The following is a 16,338-nucleotide window of genomic DNA, read 5'->3' as shown; positions in this document are numbered from 1 at the left end:
GGCCATGGAGGTCACCGATGTCGCACTGCTGCTGTTGCGGCTGGTCGTGGGAGTCACCATGATCGCGCACGGCGTCAATCACTGGATCGGCGGCGGCCGGATTCCCGGGACGGCGCGCTGGTTCAGCGGGTTGGGACTGCGCAACGGAGTACTGCAGGCCTGGCTGAGCGTGATCACCGAGATCGGCGCGGGCGCACTGCTGGTGCTCGGCCTGCTCACCCCGCTGGCCGCCGCGGCGGTCGTGTCGGTCATGCTCGTCGCCGGATTGCTGGCGCACCGCGCGAACGGATTCTTCGTCTTCGAGGAAGGCTACGAGTACGTACTCGTGCTGGCCGTCGTCGCGCTGGCACTGGGTCTGCTCGGGCCGGGGTGGCTGTCGCTGGACCACGCGGCGGATATCGAGATCACCGGCTGGGCCGGTGGCGGACTCGCGCTCGGTGTGGCCGTGCCGGCCACGGCGGGACTGCTGGCCGTCTTCTACCGGCCCGCCCCCGCGCCGGAAACCACTACCGAGGAGGTGCGCTGATGCGCGTCGGGTTCATCGGTCTGGGCAGTCAGGGCGCGCCGATGGCGCGCCGCATCGTCGAGGGCGGCTACCCCACCACTTTGTGGGCACGCCGCCCCGCTTCGCTGGAGCCGTTCGCCGACACCGCCGCGGTGACGGCCGCATCGCCCGCCGCCCTGGCCGCACGCAGCGACCTGGTCTGCCTGTGCGTGGTCGCCGACGCCGACGTGCGCGAGGTGGTCACCGGGGACCACGGCGTCTTGGCCGGACTCGCACCCGGGTCGATCATCGCCGTGCACTCCACCGTGCACCCGGACACCTGCCGGGAGCTGGCGAAATCGGCCGCGGCCCAGCAGGTCACGGTGATCGACGCACCGGTCAGCGGCGGCGGGCCCGCCGCCGCGGAAGGCAGGCTGCTGGTCATGGCCGGCGGCGCGAGCGAGGCCGTCGAGCGCAGCCGCCCGGTGTTCGCGACCTACGCGGACCCGATCGTCCATCTCGGCGATGTCGGCTCCGGGCAGGCCGCCAAACTGCTGAACAACCTGTTGTTCACCGCGAATCTCGCCACCGCCGCCAGCACCCTGGCCCTGGGCAGAGGGCTCGGTATCAGCCCGGATCGGCTCGGCGAAGTGATCTCGCACGGCACCGCGAACAGTTTCGCGCTGGGCCGGATCGTCTCCGGGGGCGGCACATTGGATCGGCTGGCCGCACACGCGGGCGATCTGCTCCGCAAGGACGTCGGACTGGTGGCCGACTTGGCCGACGCGGCGGGGATCGCCCCGGGAATCGTGCTCGGCGCCGCCGACGCGACGCTCGCGCTGATGAACCGGCAGCGCTGACAGGAGAACTCGCGTGCGAATCGGATTCGTGGGAGCCGGGCGGATGGGCCGCCCGATGATCCGGCGCCTGGTGTGGGCCGGGCACAGCGTTCGAGCGGTCGGGCGCTCCGCCGAGGCGCGTGCGGCGCTCGCCGAGACCGGAGCCGAGCCGGTCGGATCCGTCACCGCGGCCGCCCGCGGCGCGGAAGCGGTTGTGGTGTGCGTATTCACCGATGACCAGGTACGCGAGGTGTGCCTCGACGGACCCCTGCTGCGCGATCTGCCACACGATGCCGTGCTGATCGTGCACACCACGGGAAGCCCCACGACGGTGGCCGACATCGCCGCCGCGGCGCCCTCTGGCGTCGGTGTCGTGGACGCGCCGGTGAGCGGCGGACCGCACAGCATCGCCGCGGGCGAACTCACCGTCTTCCTCGGCGGGGCCGAAGACGCGGTGGGTCGCGCGCGAGCGGTGGTGCGGGCGTATGCCGATCCCGTTCTGCATGTGGGTCCGCTGGGTGCCGGGCAGCGGGTCAAGCTGGTCAACAACGCATTGTTCGCGGCGCAGATCGGCCTGGTCGCCGACGCGATCCGGCTGGGTGGCCAACTGGAGGTGGACGAGGCCACCCTGCTCGCCGCACTGCCGCACGCGAGCAGTAGCGGCCGTGCCGTCACCGGCGTCGCGGCGAAGGGAGCCGTCGAGGTGTTTCGCGCCTCGGTGGGCGAGTTCCTCCGCAAAGATGTGGCGGTAGCGCGCGCGTTGGTCACCGAATTAGGCGGTGACCTGGGGATATTGGACGCCGCCATCGACGCGGGCGTGCCCGCCGCCGGCCGGGGCTGAGCGGCGCTCCACGGTACGGCGCGCGAATTCCGGCACCCCGGACATCGAGAAGACCAGCGGCAGCGGCGCCAGATCCGTCTTGCCGCGGCGGACGACTTGCATCCGGGTGACGGCAGGGCGGCAGGGCCGAAGCGCTCTGTGGCGTAGACGGTCGCCGGGACAATCGACTTTCGTAGGCCGGTCGCACCGCACCCAGCGGGGCAACCGGCCTACCGAGTTCAGGGTCCCGCGGCGGTCGCGGATGTCGACGCGTGCGGTGACGAGCACCACGGCGTCCTGGATCCGCGTGGTGGCCGTTCGGGCGTAGGCGGCGGGGAAGAACACGATCTCGGTGCTCGCGTCGAAGCCCTGTCGTCGCTGTCCGCCGTGACCCGCGCGGACGTCGCCGGGTTCGTGCGGTGTGTCACCTCAGCGTGCTCGCCGCCGCACTCACTCGACGACTATGGCGCGCTCGGGGCAGGACTGCACTGCTTCGCGCACCTGTGCCTCGAGGTGTGCGGGCACTTCGGCGACGGTGGTTTCGGCGTAACCGTCGTCGGTCAAGGAGAACACGTCCGGGCACAGGCCGAGACAGACGCCGTGGCCCCGGCAGCGATCCGCGTCGACGGTGACCTTCATCGGGCCCCGCCCTCGGCGACATCGAACTCCAAGTGCAGCGCGGTGAGTCCGCGCAGGATGAATGTCGGCAGATAGCGGTAGTCGCGGGCGCCCTCCGGGCCGTGCACGCTCTCATCGATGCGGAAGTCGGTGGTGCGCTCGAGCAACCGCTCGATGGCGACCCGCGCTTCGGCACGCGCGAGCGGCGCACCGGGGCAGGTGTGCACGCCGCGCCCGAAAGCCAGGTGCGAGCGCGCGTTCGAGCGTCCGGCCGCGAAGGTGGTCGGATCCTCGAAGCGGCGCGGGTCCCGGTTCGCGGCGCCGTTGACCACCATCAGGACCGTGCCCACGGGCACCTCGGTCCCGCCGACGGTAGTGGACACCTTGGCCAGCCGGAAGTCGCCCTTCACCGGGCTCTCCATCCGGAGGCACTCCTCGATGAAGTTCTGGATGCGGCTGCGGTCCTCGCGCAGGTACCGCTGGATGTCCGGGCGCTCGGCCAAGATCTTGAGCGCGGAACTGAGCAGCCGGACAGTGGTCTCCTGCCCCGCCGAGAAGAGGTTCGCCGCCACCCGCACCACATCGAGCACCTCGGGCTCGCGGCCGTCCGGGAAGGTCGCGGTGGCCATGCTGGTGAGCACGTCGCTACGCGGGTTCGTTCTGCGGTCCTCGACGTAGTCGGAGAACTTGGCGTAGAGGAATTCGATGGGGTTGTGCGACATGTTCTCCCCCGCGGTGCTGCCGACGCTGGCGCCCTCGCGGTGCGGATCACGTTGCAGCGCTTGAAGGAACTCCTCCTGGTCGCCCTCGGGGACACCCAGCAGATCGGCGATCACATACAGCGTGAAGGGGCCCGCGAATTCGCGCATGCAGTCCCCCTTGCCCTTGGCCAGGTACTGGTCGAGCATCCGGTCGGCGATCGCCCACATCGCCTGCTCGTTCTCCTTGAGGCGTTTCGGGGTGATCAGCCGCATCAGCAAGGCGCGGTGATCGGTGTGCACCGGCGGGTCCAGGGTCGGCAGCTGATCGCTCATCGGCAGCTTGTCCCGGTGCTCGGCGATCAGCGCGTCGACGTCGGACCCCGCCTCCAGCGGAACCGGGAAACCGGGGAACGGACCGGTGACGGAGACACAGGAGGAGAACCGTTCGACATCGTTGTAGACCTCGAGCGCCTCGTCGTAGCCGGTCACCATCATCACGTCGTGATGCTTCTCGCGCGTCACCGGGCACTGCTCGCGCAGCGCGTCGAAGTACGGGTACGGATCGGCGACCAGCTCCTGCCCGAGGAAGAAGTCCAGCTCCTGGAAGTTGTTCACCACTCGACGGTCCCTTCGACACCCCGGCCTGCCTCGCTTTTCGGCGGACATCGCCAGTTGACTTCCGTGATTGAGAATATGCCTCTCATCTGTGAGTATGAGATTTCCATATCCCGCGCTGCGCGTCAACCGAAGGACCGGAATCATGCCCCTCGACACCACCTCGGATCAGCGGTTTTTCCAGTCGACCACTCGCGATTTCCTCGCGGCCACCGTCCCGGTGGGCACCGTGCGCGCCCTCAGCGAGTCCGGGACCGGATTCGACCGGAACTGGTGGCGGCGCGGGGCGGAACTGGGGTGGACGGCCATGCTGGTTCCCGAGAAACTCGGCGGCGGAACGGTCTCCGGAAGGGCGATGACCGAACTCGCCCTCGTGGCCGAGGAACTGGGGCGCGCCTGCGCACCCGGCCCGTTCGTCACGACCAATGCCGTCCTCGCCGGGCTCGCCGCGGAAGCGGATCGTCTCGCCGACCTCGTCGCCGCCGTCTGCACGGGCGAGACGATCGTGACGTGGGCGGTGTACGAACCGGGCCGCGGCTTCGAGGCACTCGCCCCCGACGCCGACGCCACGGAACCGCGCACCCGCGCCGAACGCGACGGCGACGGCTACCGGGTCAACGGCGTGAAAGACCGCGTGGAGGCGGGCGATCAGGCCGACCTGTACCTGGTGACCGCCCAGAGCCCGGACGGCCCGGTGCAGCTGCTGGTGCGCGCCGATGCCCCGGGCGTGACGATCACCCCCACGTGGACGCTGGATCTGGTCCGCCGTACCGCACGGGTGTCGTTCGAGGACGTCGCGGTGTCCGCGGACGCGGTGGTGCACGTCGGCGACGACGCCGCGGACGCGATACGCGCACAGGCGCAGGCGGCGGCCGCACTCACCGCCGCGGAGATGGCCGGAGCCGCCGACACCGCCCTCGCCGCGACGCTGACCTGGCTGTTCGACCGCTACACCTTCGGGCGGCAGCTGGCCTCCTACCAAGCGCTCAAGCACCGGATGGCCGACAACAAGACCTGGCTGGAAGCCTGTCGAGCCACCGCCACCGCCGCCGCGGCAGCGTGGGACGACGACCCGGCCGGTGCGGGCGAGGCGATCAGCATCGCGAAATCCTATGTGGGAGCGAAAGCCCCGGTGATCGCCCAGGACTGCGTGCAGTTGCACGGCGGCATCGGCGTCACCTGGGAACACGACCTGCACCTGTATCTGCGCCGGATCACCCTGGGCCGTGCCCTGTACGGCACTCCCGAAGAACACCGGCGCCACATCACCGACCTGCTCGACACCGCGGCCGCGTGAGCCCGATCGAACCCAACTGGAAGGCACCGTCGCAATGACCACAGATCTGGAGCCTGTCGAGGACTTCCGCGCCCGTGCGCGGACCTGGTTGCGGGACAACCTGGGGCCCGCTTCCGCCGCGGACCACAAGTCCGACACCGAGGAGGCATGGGAGCGCGCCCGGCAACTGCAACGGACCCTCCACGAGGGCGGATTCGCCGGGATCTGCTTCCCCACGGAGTACGGCGGGCTCGGCCTCACCCCCGCCCACCAGCGTGCGTTCACCGAGGAATCACTCCCCTACGAGATGCCGCTGCTGCTGAACGTGCCGACATTGGCCATCTGCGCGGCGAGCCTGCTCGATCTCGGCACCGAAGAGCAGAAACGCGTCCACCTGCCCGCCGTGCTGCGCGGCGAGGAGATCCTGGCGCAGTTCCTGTCCGAGCCGCGCGGCGGATCGGATCTGGCCGGGCTCACCACCCGCGCCGAACGCGACGGCGACCGCTGGATGCTCAACGGGTCCAAGATCTGGAGTTCCGGCGCGTACGCCGCCGACTACGGCCTGTGCCTGGCTCGCACCAACTGGGAGGTCACCAAGCATCGCGGGCTCACCATGTTCCTGGTGCCGGTGCGCGCCGAAGGCGTCACCGTGCAGCGGATCAAGCAGGTGACCGGCTCCACCGAGTTCTGCCAGGAGTTCTTCGACGACGTCGCGCTGCCGGAGGAGGCGGTGCTCGGTCAGGTGGACGGCGGGTGGGACGCCGCGTCCCGGCTGCTGCACCACGAGCGGGCCGCGCTGGGCGGCACCTCGCCCTACACCAGTGGCGCCCGCCCGCATCTGGGCGGCGAGGCCGACCGGTTGATTCGGCTGGCCCGCGCCACGGGGCAATGGCACGACCCGCGCACCCGGGAGGACATCGGCGAGGCGCGGGCCATGAACGTGGTGCGCGACCAGCTCATCGCGCACATCTCGCGGGCGATCGCCAACGGTGATCTGCCGCCCTCGGCCGGCGCCATCCCCCGGCTGCTCAGCGCGGAGAACGCGTGGCTGCAAACGGACATGGCCGTCCGTATCGCCGGTTCCACCGCGGCTACCCACAGCCCGGGGGACGCGGCCGACACGGCCGAGGTAGGTCTCGAGTACCTGTTCCGGTCCGCGTGGAGCCTGGCGGGCGGCAGCACCGAGATGGCACGCAATGTCATCAGCGAGCGCGTGCTCGGCATGCCCCGCGAGTTCGCCGCCGATCGCGACGTCCCGTTCAACCAAGTCAAGCACGGCCGCTGACCGGCGCGAATCGACAGGCAGACAATGCGTTTCATCTTCCACGATCCGGAAACCGCAGGGTACGACGGTGATCTGCTCGACGCGGGCCCACTGCCGGAAATCGCCGCCGCCGCGACCAAGCGACAACTCCCCGCCTCAGCCGCCGTCGCGTCACCGAACACGCGCAGGGCTGGATCCCGATGACGGGCGGCGCGGAACTGAGCGCCACCGCCAGGACCCCCGAACTGGGGTCGGCGGCGGAACTGGCCCGCAAGATCACCGAGATCCGGACCGGCGCCGCGGCGGCCGGGCGAGCGGGGCACATCGACCTCGTGTACTCCTACAACCTCCCTGGCATCACCACTCCCACCGTCGACGCCGAGCGCCACCGGGCGGCGCTGGCGGAACTGGCCCAAGCCGGAGTGGATTGGATCGTGGTGTCCGGCCGCACGGGCGATCGTCGGGCCACGCTCGATTTCCTCGCCGCGTTCGGCGAGACGTATCTCGAGCGGTCGCCGCGATGACGTGGTTCGAGCAACAGGCGGGATTGGACGGCACCGTCGCGGTCGTCACCGGCGGCGCCGGAGGTCTCGGGCAAGCGATCGTCGCGGATCTGGCCGCGAACGGGGTGCGCCCAGCGGTGCTCGACCTCGATGCGGAGGCGGCCCGCGCGCTGCGGCGCACGCTCGACGAGCAGGGTCACGAAGCACTGGTGGAGGTCGGCGACGCCCGTGACCCGCGGGTCCTCGCCGCGCTGTTCGACACGGTGGACGCGCTGTGGGGCCGGTTGGACATCCTCGTCAACGTGGTCGGCGGCACGTTCCGCGCCCCGTTCACCGAGACGACGGCCAAGGCTGGGACGCGCTGCCTCACGGCTCTCGTCCTACCTCACGGGATCGACTCTGCACCCCGACGGCGGGACCTCGGCTTCGGCGGGATGGTTCAACTGGCCGCAGGAGGGGTGGGCCGATCACGCGCCGCTGCGGCTGCTGCGCGACGACGCGTAGGCGCCTCACCCCGGGCCCGCCGGGGTCAGAGCGCGCAGGCAGAAGGCGGTGATGCGCTCGACGTCGTCCGGCGAGGGCTCGCTGCGCTGCCGCAACCGCTCGGCCAGAGTGCCGACCGTGGCGTGGGTGATCAACGCCGCATCGGAGTCCGGTGCGGCGCTGCCCAATTCCGCGAGCGTGTCGCGTAGCAGCGCGGCAAGCGCGCTGTCCACCACGCCCGGTCCCGCCGCCGGCCCCAGACCCGGCCCGGCGGCGTTCCACAGGACAGCCAGCGTCGCGGCCGCCGTCTGCTCTCCGGCCTGCGCCAGAATCGCCGCCACCCAGCGCCGGACGCGCGCACGCGGGTCGGCTTCCTTGCCCATCTGGTGGGCCACGTAGCCGGTCAACCGCTCGGCTCCGTCCTCCAGCAGGGCGGCCACCAGCGCGTCCTTGGACGGGAAGTGCCGGTAGAAGGCGTCGTTGGACAGGCCGGCCGCGGCGACGATATCGGCCACCCGTGGACGTCCGGCGGTACCGGCCGCGCTGATCACCGTCAGCGCGGCGTCCAACAGCTTGCGCACCTCCGCGGCGTAGTCGGCACCGCGCTTGGCCAACGTCCGCCGGGCGATCCTGGTCGCCACGTCGTCGGCCGACTGCGCCGTCACGTTCTCCACTGCCACCACACGGTTCTCCTTCCGCTTCCGCTGTGCAGAAAGCCATCTCCAGCGCTGCCGCACCCTCTGGTTGCATTAATCAAGAATTGCATTCTGAGTTAAGAGAAGTTTATTCTCCAATTGGAGAGGAGATGTCATGGCGTGGGATTTCGAGACCGAGCCCGAGTACCAGGCGAAGCTGGACTGGGCCGACGAGTTCGTCCGCGAGGAAGTCGAGCCACTCGACCTCGTCTGGCCGCACGGCCAGTTCGTGCCGCTGGACGGCGGCAGGCGCAAGGCGATCGCTCCGCTCAAGGAGCAGGTGCGCGCCCAGGGCCTGTGGGCGACCCATCTGGGCCCGGAGCTCGGTGGCAAAGGCCACGGTCAGGTGAAACTCGCTCTGCTCAACGAGATCCTGGGCCGCTCGTCCTGGGCGCCGATCGTCTTCGGCTGCCAGGCGCCGGATACCGGAAACGCCGAGATCATCGCGCATTACGGGACGGCCGAGCAGAAGCGGCGGTATCTGCGGCCCCTGCTGGAGGGCGAACTGTTCTCCTGCTATTCGATGACCGAACCGCACGCGGGCGCCGATCCGACCCGATTCCGCACCCGCGCGGTGCGCGACGGCGCCGACTGGATCATCGACGGCTGGAAGTTCTTCTCCTCCAATGCCCGAACGGCTTCGTTTCTGATCGTCATGGCGATCACCGACCCGGACGTCAGTCCGTACCAGGGCATGTCCATGTTCCTGGTGCCCGCCGACACTCCGGGGATCGACATCGTCCGCGACGTGGGCCTCTACGGCGAACCGGAAGGAGAGGGGCAGCACGCGCTGATCCACTACGACCAGGTACGGGTGCCCGGTTCCGCGCTGCTCGGCGGCGCGGGACAGGCGTTCGCCATCGCGCAGACCCGGCTCGGCGGCGGCCGGATCCACCACGCCATGCGCACCATCGGGCTGGCCCGCAAAGCGCTGGACATGATGTGCGAGCGTGCGCTCAGCCGCGAGACGGCGGGCAGCCGCCTCGCGGACAAGCAGTTCGTGCAGGGCTACATCGCCGATTCCTATGCGCAACTGCAGCAGTTCCGGCTGCTGGTGCTCTACACCGCGTGGGAGATCGACAAGTACGACGACTACAAAAAGGTGCGCAAGGACATCGCCGCGGTGAAGGTCGTGATGCCCACCGTGCTGCACGACATCGCCTGGCGCGCCGTGCAGGTGCACGGCGCGCTGGGCGTGACCAACGAGCTGCCACTGTTCCGGATGGTGCACGGCGCCGCGGTGCTCGGACTGGCCGACGGTCCCACCGAGGTGCACAAGACCACGGTCGCGAAACAGGTACTGCGCGAGCACCACCCGGCCGACGACGCCTGGCCCACCGAGTGGATTCCTCGTCGCCGCGAGTCCGCCCTGGCCAAGTACGCCGAATTCCTGGAACACGAAGTAGGAAACCGATGACCGACGACACCGTGACCGTGGCCGCGCACACCCTCGACACCGCGCGGCTCGCCGCCTGGATGGACGAGACCGGTCTGCCCGGCGCACGGGAACCCCTGGAGATCGGGCTGCTGTCCGGCGGCACCCAGAACGAGATCTATCAGATCCGCCGCGGCGAGCACCGCAGCGTGCTGCGCATTCCGCCGAAGACCGCACCGGCCGACCGGGACCGGGGCATCCTGCGCGAATGGCGGATCATCGAGGCGCTCAACGGCTCCGAGGTTCCGCACACCCGCGCGATCGCGGTCTGCACCGACCCAGCGGTGCTCGGTCGCACCTTCTATCTCATGGGGTTCGTGGACGGCTGGTCGCCGATGCAGCACCAGCAAGCGTGGCCGGCACCGTTCGACACCGATCGCACCGTCCGCGCCGGCCTCGCCTATCAGCTCGCCGAAGGCATCGCACTGCTGTCCACCCTCGACTGGAGAGCCCGCGGCCTGCACGATCTCGGCAGGCCCGACGGATTCCACGACCGGCAAGTGGACCGCTGGACCGGCTTCTTCGAGCGCGTCAAGGGCCGCGACCTGGACGGCATGGACGTCGCCACCGCGTGGTTACGACAACACCGGCCGCTGGATTTCGTCCCCGGCGTGATGCACGGCGACTACCAGTTCGCCAATGTGATGTACCACCACGGAGCGCCTGCCCGGCTCGCGGCGATCGTCGACTGGGAAATGGGTACGGTGGGCGACCCGAAACTGGATCTCGCCTGGATGGTGCAGGATTGGCCCGCCGACACCTCCGCTGCCGAGGCGGCCACCACCGGGTACGTGGACCTGAGGTGGATGCCTTCGCGCACCCGCCTGGTCGAGCGCTACGCCGAGGTGTCCGGCCGTCAGGTCGACGATCTCGACTACTACCTGGTGTTGGCCAAGTGGAAGCTCGCGATCGTGCTCGAGCAAGGCTTCCAGCGCGCGGGCGACGACGCGAAGCTGCGATCCTTCGGGCCCATCGTCACCGAACTCATGCGATCGGCCGCCGAACTCGCCGAGACGAGCGGGTACCGCGGATGACCGAGCTCGACGAGTACCGGATCGAACGGCACGGCGCGGTCTCCGTCATCCGGCTGAATCGGCCCGACGCCCGAAACGCGCTGACCATGGCCATGATGCGGGGCATCGGCGCGGCGGTGCTTGCGGCCGAAGCCGATCCCACCATCCGCGTCCTGCTGCTCACCGGCTCCGGCGATCGCGCGTTCTGCTCGGGCATGGACATGCGCGCCTTCGCCGACGGTGCCACCTTCGACGACGAGGACCCCGCCACCACCGCCTACACCCGGCTCGCGCACGGCGGGGTCACCGTCCCGGTGGTCGGGGCGGCGAACGGTTCCGCGATCGGCGGCGGGCTCGAGCTGCTGCTGGGCAGCGATCTCATCATCGCCTCCGAGTCCGCGCAGTTCGCCTTCCCGGAGGTGCGACGCGGCTTCTTCCCCGGCGGCGGTGGCACTTTCGTCGGTTCCCGGATCCCGATGAACATCGCACTGGAGCTGACCCTGACCGGCGCACCGATCACCGCCACCCGAGGCTACGAGATCGGCTTGGTCAACGCGGTGGTCGCACCGGATCAGGTGCTGGCGACGGCGCTGGACTACGCCGAGCGGATCGCCGCCAACGCGCCGCTGGGCCTGGCCGCCTGCAAAGAGCTGGTCCGGCTCGCCGCCACCGATGCCGACCGCGCGGGCGCACGGCTGCGGCATTGGCAGGAGACTGTCTTCACCAGCGCCGACGCCAAGGAGGGCGCGCAGGCGTTCCTGGAGAAGCGGCCACCGGTGTGGCGGGGGCGCTGAGGTGCGGGCGGCTGTCTGCCCGGCATACGGGCCGCCGGAGGTGGTGCAGCTGCGGGAGTCGGCCGCGCCGCGACCGGCCGCAGGCCAGGTACGGGTCCGGGTCGCCGCCGCGGCGGTCAATTTCCCGGATGTGCTGCTGATCGCCGACAAGTATCAGGTCAGCGTCGCGCCGCCGTTCGTGCCCGGCAGCGAATTCGCCGGCATCGTCGAGGAACTCGGCGACGATGTAACCGGATTCGCGATCGGCGACCGGGTGACCGGCACCGGGTTGTTCGGCGCTTTCGCCGAAGAGGTGGTGGTGACGCCCGCCGCGCTGACCCGGATACCCCCGGGCGTGGATCTGCGGACCGCCGCGGCCTTCGGCGTGGCCCATCGCACCGCCTACCACGCGCTGCGGTCGGTGGCGCGGGTCGGCGCGCGCGACCGGGTGATCGTGCTCGGCGCGGGCGGCGGGGTCGGGCTGGCCGCCGTGCAACTGGCCACGCACATGGGGGCCGAGGTCACCGCGGTGGCCTCCTCGGCGGAGAAGCTCGCCGCCGCAGGCCGATACGGCGCCCGGCATCTGATCGATCACACCGATAGGCCGTTACGCGACGCACTGCGCGACGGGCTGCCCGACGGCGCCGACGCAGTCATCGATCCGGTCGGTGGTGACCTCGCCGAACCCGCCATGCGGTCACTGGCCCGCCGCGGGCGTTTCGTCACGGTCGGCTACGCCTCCGGCGTCATCCCGCGTATCCCGCTGAACGTGGTGCTGATCAAAGGCATACGGCTACTGGGGTTCCAGTTCCAGGATCTCGATCCGGCCGAATACCGACGCAACGAGGGCGAACTCGCGGCGCTGCTGGCGGGCGGGCACGTCCGGCCGCACATAGGCGCGGGTTACCCGCTCGAACAGGTGGCCGCCGCGCTGCGGCACGTCGCCGACGGCCGCGCGATCGGCAAGGTCCTGGTGGACGTGTGCGGCGACCGGCCGATCAGCGCGGCGGGCTCCGGCGCGACCGGCTGATCCGTGCACCGCGGGCACTCTCGGGTCCGCGCGGCCGCGTGATCGGATCACACGTAGTCGACGCCCACCGACGGGGTCTGCGGGACGGACTGACAGGTGAGCACATAACCCTCGGCCACGTCCTCGTCGGTGAGCGCATCGTTCACCCGCATCTCGACGCGACCCTCGACGAGCCGCGCCATGCAGGTGCCGCAGTTTCCCTCCTCACAGGCGAACGGCGGGTTGAGCCCGGCTCGCTTCGCGGCCTCGAGCACGGTCTCGCCGGGACGCGCCTCGATGGTGGACTTCGCGCCGTCCAACAGCACGGTCACCACCGCGCAGGTGACCGATTCCGGCGACTCGGGCAGTGGGGACACGGCCATGACGGCACACTCCTGATCGGTGGGGACGCACAGCGCCGACGTCGCGATCGCCGTTCCGGCGCAGACTGAGCACTCACCCAGCATGCTGTGCTGTGCACATGCTTAGCATGGTTCTTCCAAAGGGGTCAACAGGGCGACACACGGCCGATGGCGGGCCGGGTCAGCGGCCCGTCCAGCGCGGGCTGCGCTTCTCGGCGAACGCGCGCGGACCCTCCTGTGCGTCCTCGCTGGTGTAGCAGCGCACCGAGGCGTGCCGCGCGGCTTGCAGCGCGGCCGAGCGCCCCATCTCGGTCGCGAGCATGACCGTCTCCCGAGCGGCTCGCACCGAAAGCGGAGCGCCCGCGAGGATCTCGGCTGCCAGTCCGAGCGCGGTGTCCATCAGATCGGCCGGTTCGGCCAACCGGTTCACCAGCCCGATCTCGTAGGCCCGCCGCGCATCGATCGGCTTGCCGGTCAGCAGGATCTCCATCATCACCCGCTGCGGGATCATGTGGATCAGCGGCGCGGCCCACGGCGAGCTGCGGCCCACTTTCACCTCGGTGACCGCGAAGGTCGCGGTGGTGCTCGCGACGCACAGGTCGCATGCCTGGGCGATCATCCAGCCCCCCGCGAAGGCCGCGCCGTTGACTGCCGCGATGGTGGGCTTGGACAGCTCCAGGGTGTCGTAGGGCAGCGGGTACATGTCCCGCGGCGGCACCGTCATGCCGGTCGCGACCATCTCCTCGAGATCCCCGCCCGCGCAGAAGGCTTTCGACCCCGCGCCGGTGAGGATCGCGACACGCAGCGCGGGGTCGTGCTCGAACCGGCCCCAGGCGTCGGACAGGCCCTCTCGCACGTCCCGAGCCAGGCAGTTGCGCCGTTGCGGCCGATTGAGGGTGATGATCGCGATCCCGTCGGGTCGGGCCTCGAAGACAACGGCGTCGGACATCAGAAACCTCTCCGCTGGACGACGTGGGCCGCGCGTTCCAGCTCTTCGCGAAAATCGGGGTGCGCGACGGCGATCAGCCTGCGGGTGCGTTCGGCCAGCGTCTGCCCGGCGAGTTCGGCGGCGCCGAATTCGGTGACGATCACATCGACGTCACTGCGCGCCGTGGTGACCGGCCCGGACAACGTGGCGGTGATCCGGCTGACCGTGCCGCCTTTGGCGGTCGACCGCAGCGCGACGATCGCGTGACCGCCCGGCGAACGGGCGCCCGCGCGGACGAAGTCCACCTGCCCGCCGGTGCCGCCGAGGTAGGCCGCACCGATCTGTTCGGCGTTCACCTGCCCGGTCAGGTCGACCTCCATGGCGGAATTGATGGTGACCAGCCGCTCCAGCCGTGCGAGCACGCCCGCGTCGTGGGTGTAGTCGGTGGCGCACATCCGGATCGCCGCGTTGCGGTCGGCGAACCGGTACAGGCGCTCGGTGCCGATGAGCGCGCCGGTGACCGACACCCCGCGGTCGATGGTCTTGCGCGCGTTGGTGACCGCGCCCGATTCGACCAGATCGACCAACCCGTCGCCGATCATCCCCGAATGCACGCCGAGATCGGTGCGGTCGTGCAGCAGGCGCAACACGGCGTCGGGCACGGCGCCGACCCCGATCTGCAGCACCGCGCCGTCCTCGATATAGGCGGCCGCGTTGGCGGCGATCGCTTCGTCCACCGGGCCGATCCGCGCGGGCGGCACCTGCACCGGCGGCCGGGAAACCCGGACGGCGTAGTCGATTTCGGCGCCCGGCAGCCGCTCCCCCAGCGTGAAGGGCACTCGGTCGTTGACTTCGGCGACCACGACGCGCGCCGCCGCCACCGCCGCGCGCACATGGTCGCTGACCAGGCCGAAGCTGTGCTCGCCGCGCTCGTCGGCGGGACTCACCTGCACGAAAGCGACATCGCAGCCGAGGATTCCGGCTTCGATCATCGGTCCCACCCGGCTGACGTGGCAGGGAACGATGGCGAGCCGATGCTCTTCGGTCAGTGATCGCAGCGCACCGATCGCTCCCATGCTGGACAGGGCGAATGCCTCGGTCGCGGCGGGAGTGAACAGTCCGGAGAAGCTCGTCGCGATGAACGCGGACACGCCACCGATCGCGCGGCCCTGCGCGATGAGCGCCTCGATCAAGGTGGTGGGCTCGCCACACGCCTGCCCGACCACGATGCGGTCACCCGCTCGCAGGATCCTGCTCAGGTCGAGGTCGGCGGGCGCGAGCAGCGCGGTCACCGCTGCACCCGGCCGTTCGGGCGACCGTCGGCGGCCGACGGCAGTCGGCCGAGCACCTCGGCGGTGTCGGCGCCGAGCCGGGGCGCGGCTCCCGCGACGCGTCCCGGCGTGCGGGAGAACCAGGTTGGCGGACCTGGGAATCTAACCGTTCCATACGGAGAATCCACTGTTTCGAAGAAGTTCGCGTCGGCCAGGTGCGGATTGTCGAAGAGCTCGTCCAGCGAGCGGACCGGCGCGGCCGGAATGTCCAGCGAGCGCAGCAGATCCAGCCACTCGCGGGTGGTTCGCTCGCGGAACGTCGCACCGAGGCGGGCGTAGACGGTATCGATGCGGGCCGCGCGCTGTTCCAGGGTGGCGAACTCCGGGCCTGCCCACGGCGGGCGCACCGCCTGGACGAACGCCGTCCATTGCTTGTCGTTGTAGACCAGCGCGGAAAGGTAGCCGTCCGCGGTGCGATAGGGCCTGCGGTCGGGCGTCACCGCGCGCGGATAGGCCGCGGGCCCCAGCGGCGGATCGAACATTGCCCCGTTGGCGTGCTCGACCAGCATGAACGCGGCCATCGTCTCGAACATCGCCACCTCGACTTCTTGCCCCTCCCCGGTGCGTTCCCGGTGGAACAGCGCCATCGTGGTCGCGTACAGCGCGGTCATCCCGGCGATCTTGTCGGCCATGATGGTGCCGACGTACCCGGCGGTGCCGGTGAGCCGCTCCTGCACGAAGGGCAGCCCGCACTCGGCTTGGATGGTGTCGTCGTAAGCGGTGAGACGGGCGTCGCGGCCGCGGCGTCCGTAGCCGTAGCAATTGGTGTAGACGATCGCGGGATTGAGCGCGGCCACATCGTCGTAGCCGAAGCCGAGCCGGCCGATCGCCGAGGCGCGCATGGAATGGATGAATACGTCGGCCTGCCCGATGAGTTCGCGCAACGACCGCTTGCCGTCCTCGGACCGCAGGTCGAGCACCACACTGCGCTTGCCCCGGTTGACATTGACGAAGACGCCGCTCATCCCCCGTTCCGGGCCGACCGAGATGTAGCGGGTGTTGTCGCCGTCCGGTGGCTCGATCTTGATCACGTCCGCGCCCATGTCGGCCATGATCTGCGTGCAATAAGGGCCCATGACCATCGCCGTCAGATCGACGACACGGACTCCGGACAGCGGACCACTGTGTGCCATCGCCATGCCCCTTTCGCAACCCCGCCGCTTTCGCAACCCCGCCGCCGCCCTGCCCC

At 70.2% G+C, this 16,338-nt stretch carries 17 protein-coding genes and 1 pseudogene; 11 read left to right on the top strand and 7 right to left on the bottom strand.

Annotation, left to right across the window (positions count from 1 at the left end; genetic code table 11):
* The first annotated feature begins 4 nt into the window (after positions 1-4).
* The 3 genes from IU450_RS11680 to IU450_RS11670 are packed head-to-tail and all read left to right on the top strand — an operon-like array spanning position 5 to position 2,164.
* On the top strand, positions 5-526 hold the full coding sequence (locus IU450_RS11680; RefSeq protein WP_195149794.1) for a DoxX family protein: 522 nt from the start codon (positions 5-7) through the stop codon (positions 524-526).
* A complete protein-coding gene (locus tag IU450_RS11675) occupies positions 526-1,344 on the top strand; it encodes an NAD(P)-dependent oxidoreductase (RefSeq protein ID WP_195149793.1) in 819 nt (272 codons plus the stop codon). The genes IU450_RS11680 and IU450_RS11675 overlap by 1 nt, the downstream gene beginning before the upstream one ends.
* Positions 1,345-1,357: 13 nt before the next feature.
* A complete protein-coding gene (locus IU450_RS11670) occupies positions 1,358-2,164 on the top strand; it encodes an NAD(P)-dependent oxidoreductase (RefSeq protein ID WP_195149792.1) in 807 nt (268 codons plus the stop codon).
* Between the two features lie 429 nt (positions 2,165-2,593).
* Here the strand turns inward: IU450_RS11670 and IU450_RS11665 are convergent, their stop codons facing one another.
* Both IU450_RS11665 and IU450_RS11660 read right to left on the bottom strand, forming a co-directional pair.
* Positions 2,594-2,782, bottom strand: a complete 189-nt coding sequence (locus IU450_RS11665; RefSeq protein WP_195149791.1) for a ferredoxin — start codon at positions 2,780-2,782, stop codon at positions 2,594-2,596.
* The gene (locus tag IU450_RS11660; RefSeq protein ID WP_324197633.1) at positions 2,779-4,080 is read right to left on the bottom strand and encodes a cytochrome P450; all 1,302 of its coding nucleotides are present in this window, start codon (positions 4,078-4,080) and stop codon (positions 2,779-2,781) included. Before IU450_RS11660 ends, IU450_RS11665 begins: the two co-directional genes overlap by 4 nt.
* Before the next feature lie 142 nt (positions 4,081-4,222).
* Here IU450_RS11660 and IU450_RS11655 point away from each other — a divergent pair, with 142 nt between their 5' ends.
* The 4 genes and pseudogenes from IU450_RS11655 to IU450_RS39620 form a co-directional block, all read left to right on the top strand.
* Entirely contained in the window at positions 4,223-5,374 is a 1,152-nt protein-coding gene (locus IU450_RS11655) for an acyl-CoA dehydrogenase family protein (RefSeq protein WP_195149789.1), read from the top strand.
* 34 nt (positions 5,375-5,408) lie between these two features.
* Positions 5,409-6,638 (top strand): acyl-CoA dehydrogenase family protein, encoded by a 1,230-nt coding sequence (locus tag IU450_RS11650; RefSeq protein WP_195149788.1) that lies wholly within the window; start codon positions 5,409-5,411, stop codon positions 6,636-6,638.
* Positions 6,639-6,817: 179 nt separating this feature from the next.
* Positions 6,818-7,141, top strand: coding sequence for a hypothetical protein (locus tag IU450_RS11645; protein WP_195149787.1), 324 nt, complete (start codon positions 6,818-6,820; stop codon positions 7,139-7,141).
* Positions 7,138-7,434: pseudogene (locus IU450_RS39620) on the top strand (SDR family NAD(P)-dependent oxidoreductase); the annotation flags it as partial. The gene IU450_RS11645 and the pseudogene IU450_RS39620, both read left to right, overlap by 4 nt.
* A gap of 195 nt (positions 7,435-7,629) precedes the next feature.
* Here the strand turns inward: IU450_RS39620 and IU450_RS11635 are convergent.
* A complete protein-coding gene (locus IU450_RS11635; protein ID WP_324197632.1) occupies positions 7,630-8,286 on the bottom strand; it encodes a TetR/AcrR family transcriptional regulator in 657 nt (218 codons plus the stop codon).
* A 127-nt stretch (positions 8,287-8,413) separates the two neighbouring features.
* Here IU450_RS11635 and IU450_RS11630 point away from each other — a divergent pair, with 127 nt between their 5' ends.
* From IU450_RS11630 to IU450_RS11615, 4 genes are read left to right on the top strand one after another with little or no spacing between them, the layout of a single operon-like run.
* Positions 8,414-9,715 carry an acyl-CoA dehydrogenase family protein gene (locus tag IU450_RS11630; protein WP_195149786.1) on the top strand — a complete coding sequence of 434 codons (1,302 nt, stop codon included), beginning with the start codon at positions 8,414-8,416 and terminating at the stop codon, positions 9,713-9,715.
* On the top strand, positions 9,712-10,767 hold the full coding sequence (locus IU450_RS11625) for a phosphotransferase family protein (protein ID WP_195149785.1): 1,056 nt from the start codon (positions 9,712-9,714) through the stop codon (positions 10,765-10,767). The genes IU450_RS11630 and IU450_RS11625 overlap by 4 nt, the downstream gene beginning before the upstream one ends.
* A complete protein-coding gene (locus IU450_RS11620) occupies positions 10,764-11,540 on the top strand; it encodes an enoyl-CoA hydratase-related protein (protein ID WP_195149784.1) in 777 nt (258 codons plus the stop codon). The genes IU450_RS11625 and IU450_RS11620 overlap by 4 nt, the downstream gene beginning before the upstream one ends.
* 1 nt (position 11,541) lies before the next feature.
* Positions 11,542-12,549 carry an NADPH:quinone oxidoreductase family protein gene (locus IU450_RS11615; RefSeq protein ID WP_195149783.1) on the top strand — a complete coding sequence of 336 codons (1,008 nt, stop codon included), beginning with the start codon at positions 11,542-11,544 and terminating at the stop codon, positions 12,547-12,549.
* A 47-nt stretch (positions 12,550-12,596) separates the two neighbouring features.
* Here IU450_RS11615 and IU450_RS11610 read toward each other — a convergent pair whose 3' ends face one another.
* From IU450_RS11610 to IU450_RS11595, 4 genes are all read right to left on the bottom strand, one after another.
* Entirely contained in the window at positions 12,597-12,911 is a 315-nt protein-coding gene (locus IU450_RS11610) for a 2Fe-2S iron-sulfur cluster-binding protein (RefSeq protein WP_195149782.1), read from the bottom strand.
* A 160-nt stretch (positions 12,912-13,071) separates the two neighbouring features.
* Positions 13,072-13,839: an enoyl-CoA hydratase/isomerase family protein gene (locus IU450_RS11605; RefSeq protein ID WP_195149781.1), complete on the bottom strand. Its 768-nt coding sequence runs from the start codon at positions 13,837-13,839 to the stop codon at positions 13,072-13,074.
* A complete protein-coding gene (locus IU450_RS11600) occupies positions 13,839-15,110 on the bottom strand; it encodes an acetyl-CoA hydrolase/transferase family protein (RefSeq protein ID WP_324197631.1) in 1,272 nt (423 codons plus the stop codon). Before IU450_RS11600 ends, IU450_RS11605 begins: the two co-directional genes overlap by 1 nt.
* Positions 15,107-16,282: a CaiB/BaiF CoA transferase family protein gene (locus IU450_RS11595; protein ID WP_195149780.1), complete on the bottom strand. Its 1,176-nt coding sequence runs from the start codon at positions 16,280-16,282 to the stop codon at positions 15,107-15,109. Before IU450_RS11595 ends, IU450_RS11600 begins: the two co-directional genes overlap by 4 nt.
* Positions 16,283-16,338 lie beyond the last annotated feature (56 nt).

It is taken from the genome of Nocardia abscessus (genome assembly GCF_015477775.1).
Taxonomy (GTDB): domain Bacteria; phylum Actinomycetota; class Actinomycetes; order Mycobacteriales; family Mycobacteriaceae; genus Nocardia; species Nocardia abscessus_A.
Note: the sequence above shows the minus strand (reverse complement) of the source record. Positions and strands in the feature narration are given on the sequence as shown.

What these genes read in the sequence shown, in the direction of transcription:
- IU450_RS11680 (WP_195149794.1), top strand. Translation starts at nt 5, where the DNA reads ATGGAGGTCACCGATGTCGCACTGCTGCTGTTGCGGCTGGTCGTGGGA.
- IU450_RS11675 (WP_195149793.1), top strand. Translation starts at nt 526, where the DNA reads ATGCGCGTCGGGTTCATCGGTCTGGGCAGTCAGGGCGCGCCGATGGCG.
- IU450_RS11665 (WP_195149791.1), bottom strand. Translation starts at nt 2,782, where the DNA reads ATGAAGGTCACCGTCGACGCGGATCGCTGCCGGGGCCACGGCGTCTGT.
- IU450_RS11655 (WP_195149789.1), top strand. Translation starts at nt 4,223, where the DNA reads ATGCCCCTCGACACCACCTCGGATCAGCGGTTTTTCCAGTCGACCACT.
- IU450_RS11650 (WP_195149788.1), top strand. Translation starts at nt 5,409, where the DNA reads ATGACCACAGATCTGGAGCCTGTCGAGGACTTCCGCGCCCGTGCGCGG.
- IU450_RS11645 (WP_195149787.1), top strand. Translation starts at nt 6,818, where the DNA reads ATGACGGGCGGCGCGGAACTGAGCGCCACCGCCAGGACCCCCGAACTG.
- IU450_RS11630 (WP_195149786.1), top strand. Translation starts at nt 8,414, where the DNA reads ATGGCGTGGGATTTCGAGACCGAGCCCGAGTACCAGGCGAAGCTGGAC.
- IU450_RS11625 (WP_195149785.1), top strand. Translation starts at nt 9,712, where the DNA reads ATGACCGACGACACCGTGACCGTGGCCGCGCACACCCTCGACACCGCG.
- IU450_RS11620 (WP_195149784.1), top strand. Translation starts at nt 10,764, where the DNA reads ATGACCGAGCTCGACGAGTACCGGATCGAACGGCACGGCGCGGTCTCC.
- IU450_RS11610 (WP_195149782.1), bottom strand. Translation starts at nt 12,911, where the DNA reads ATGGCCGTGTCCCCACTGCCCGAGTCGCCGGAATCGGTCACCTGCGCG.
- IU450_RS11605 (WP_195149781.1), bottom strand. Translation starts at nt 13,839, where the DNA reads ATGTCCGACGCCGTTGTCTTCGAGGCCCGACCCGACGGGATCGCGATC.
- IU450_RS11595 (WP_195149780.1), bottom strand. Translation starts at nt 16,282, where the DNA reads ATGGCACACAGTGGTCCGCTGTCCGGAGTCCGTGTCGTCGATCTGACG.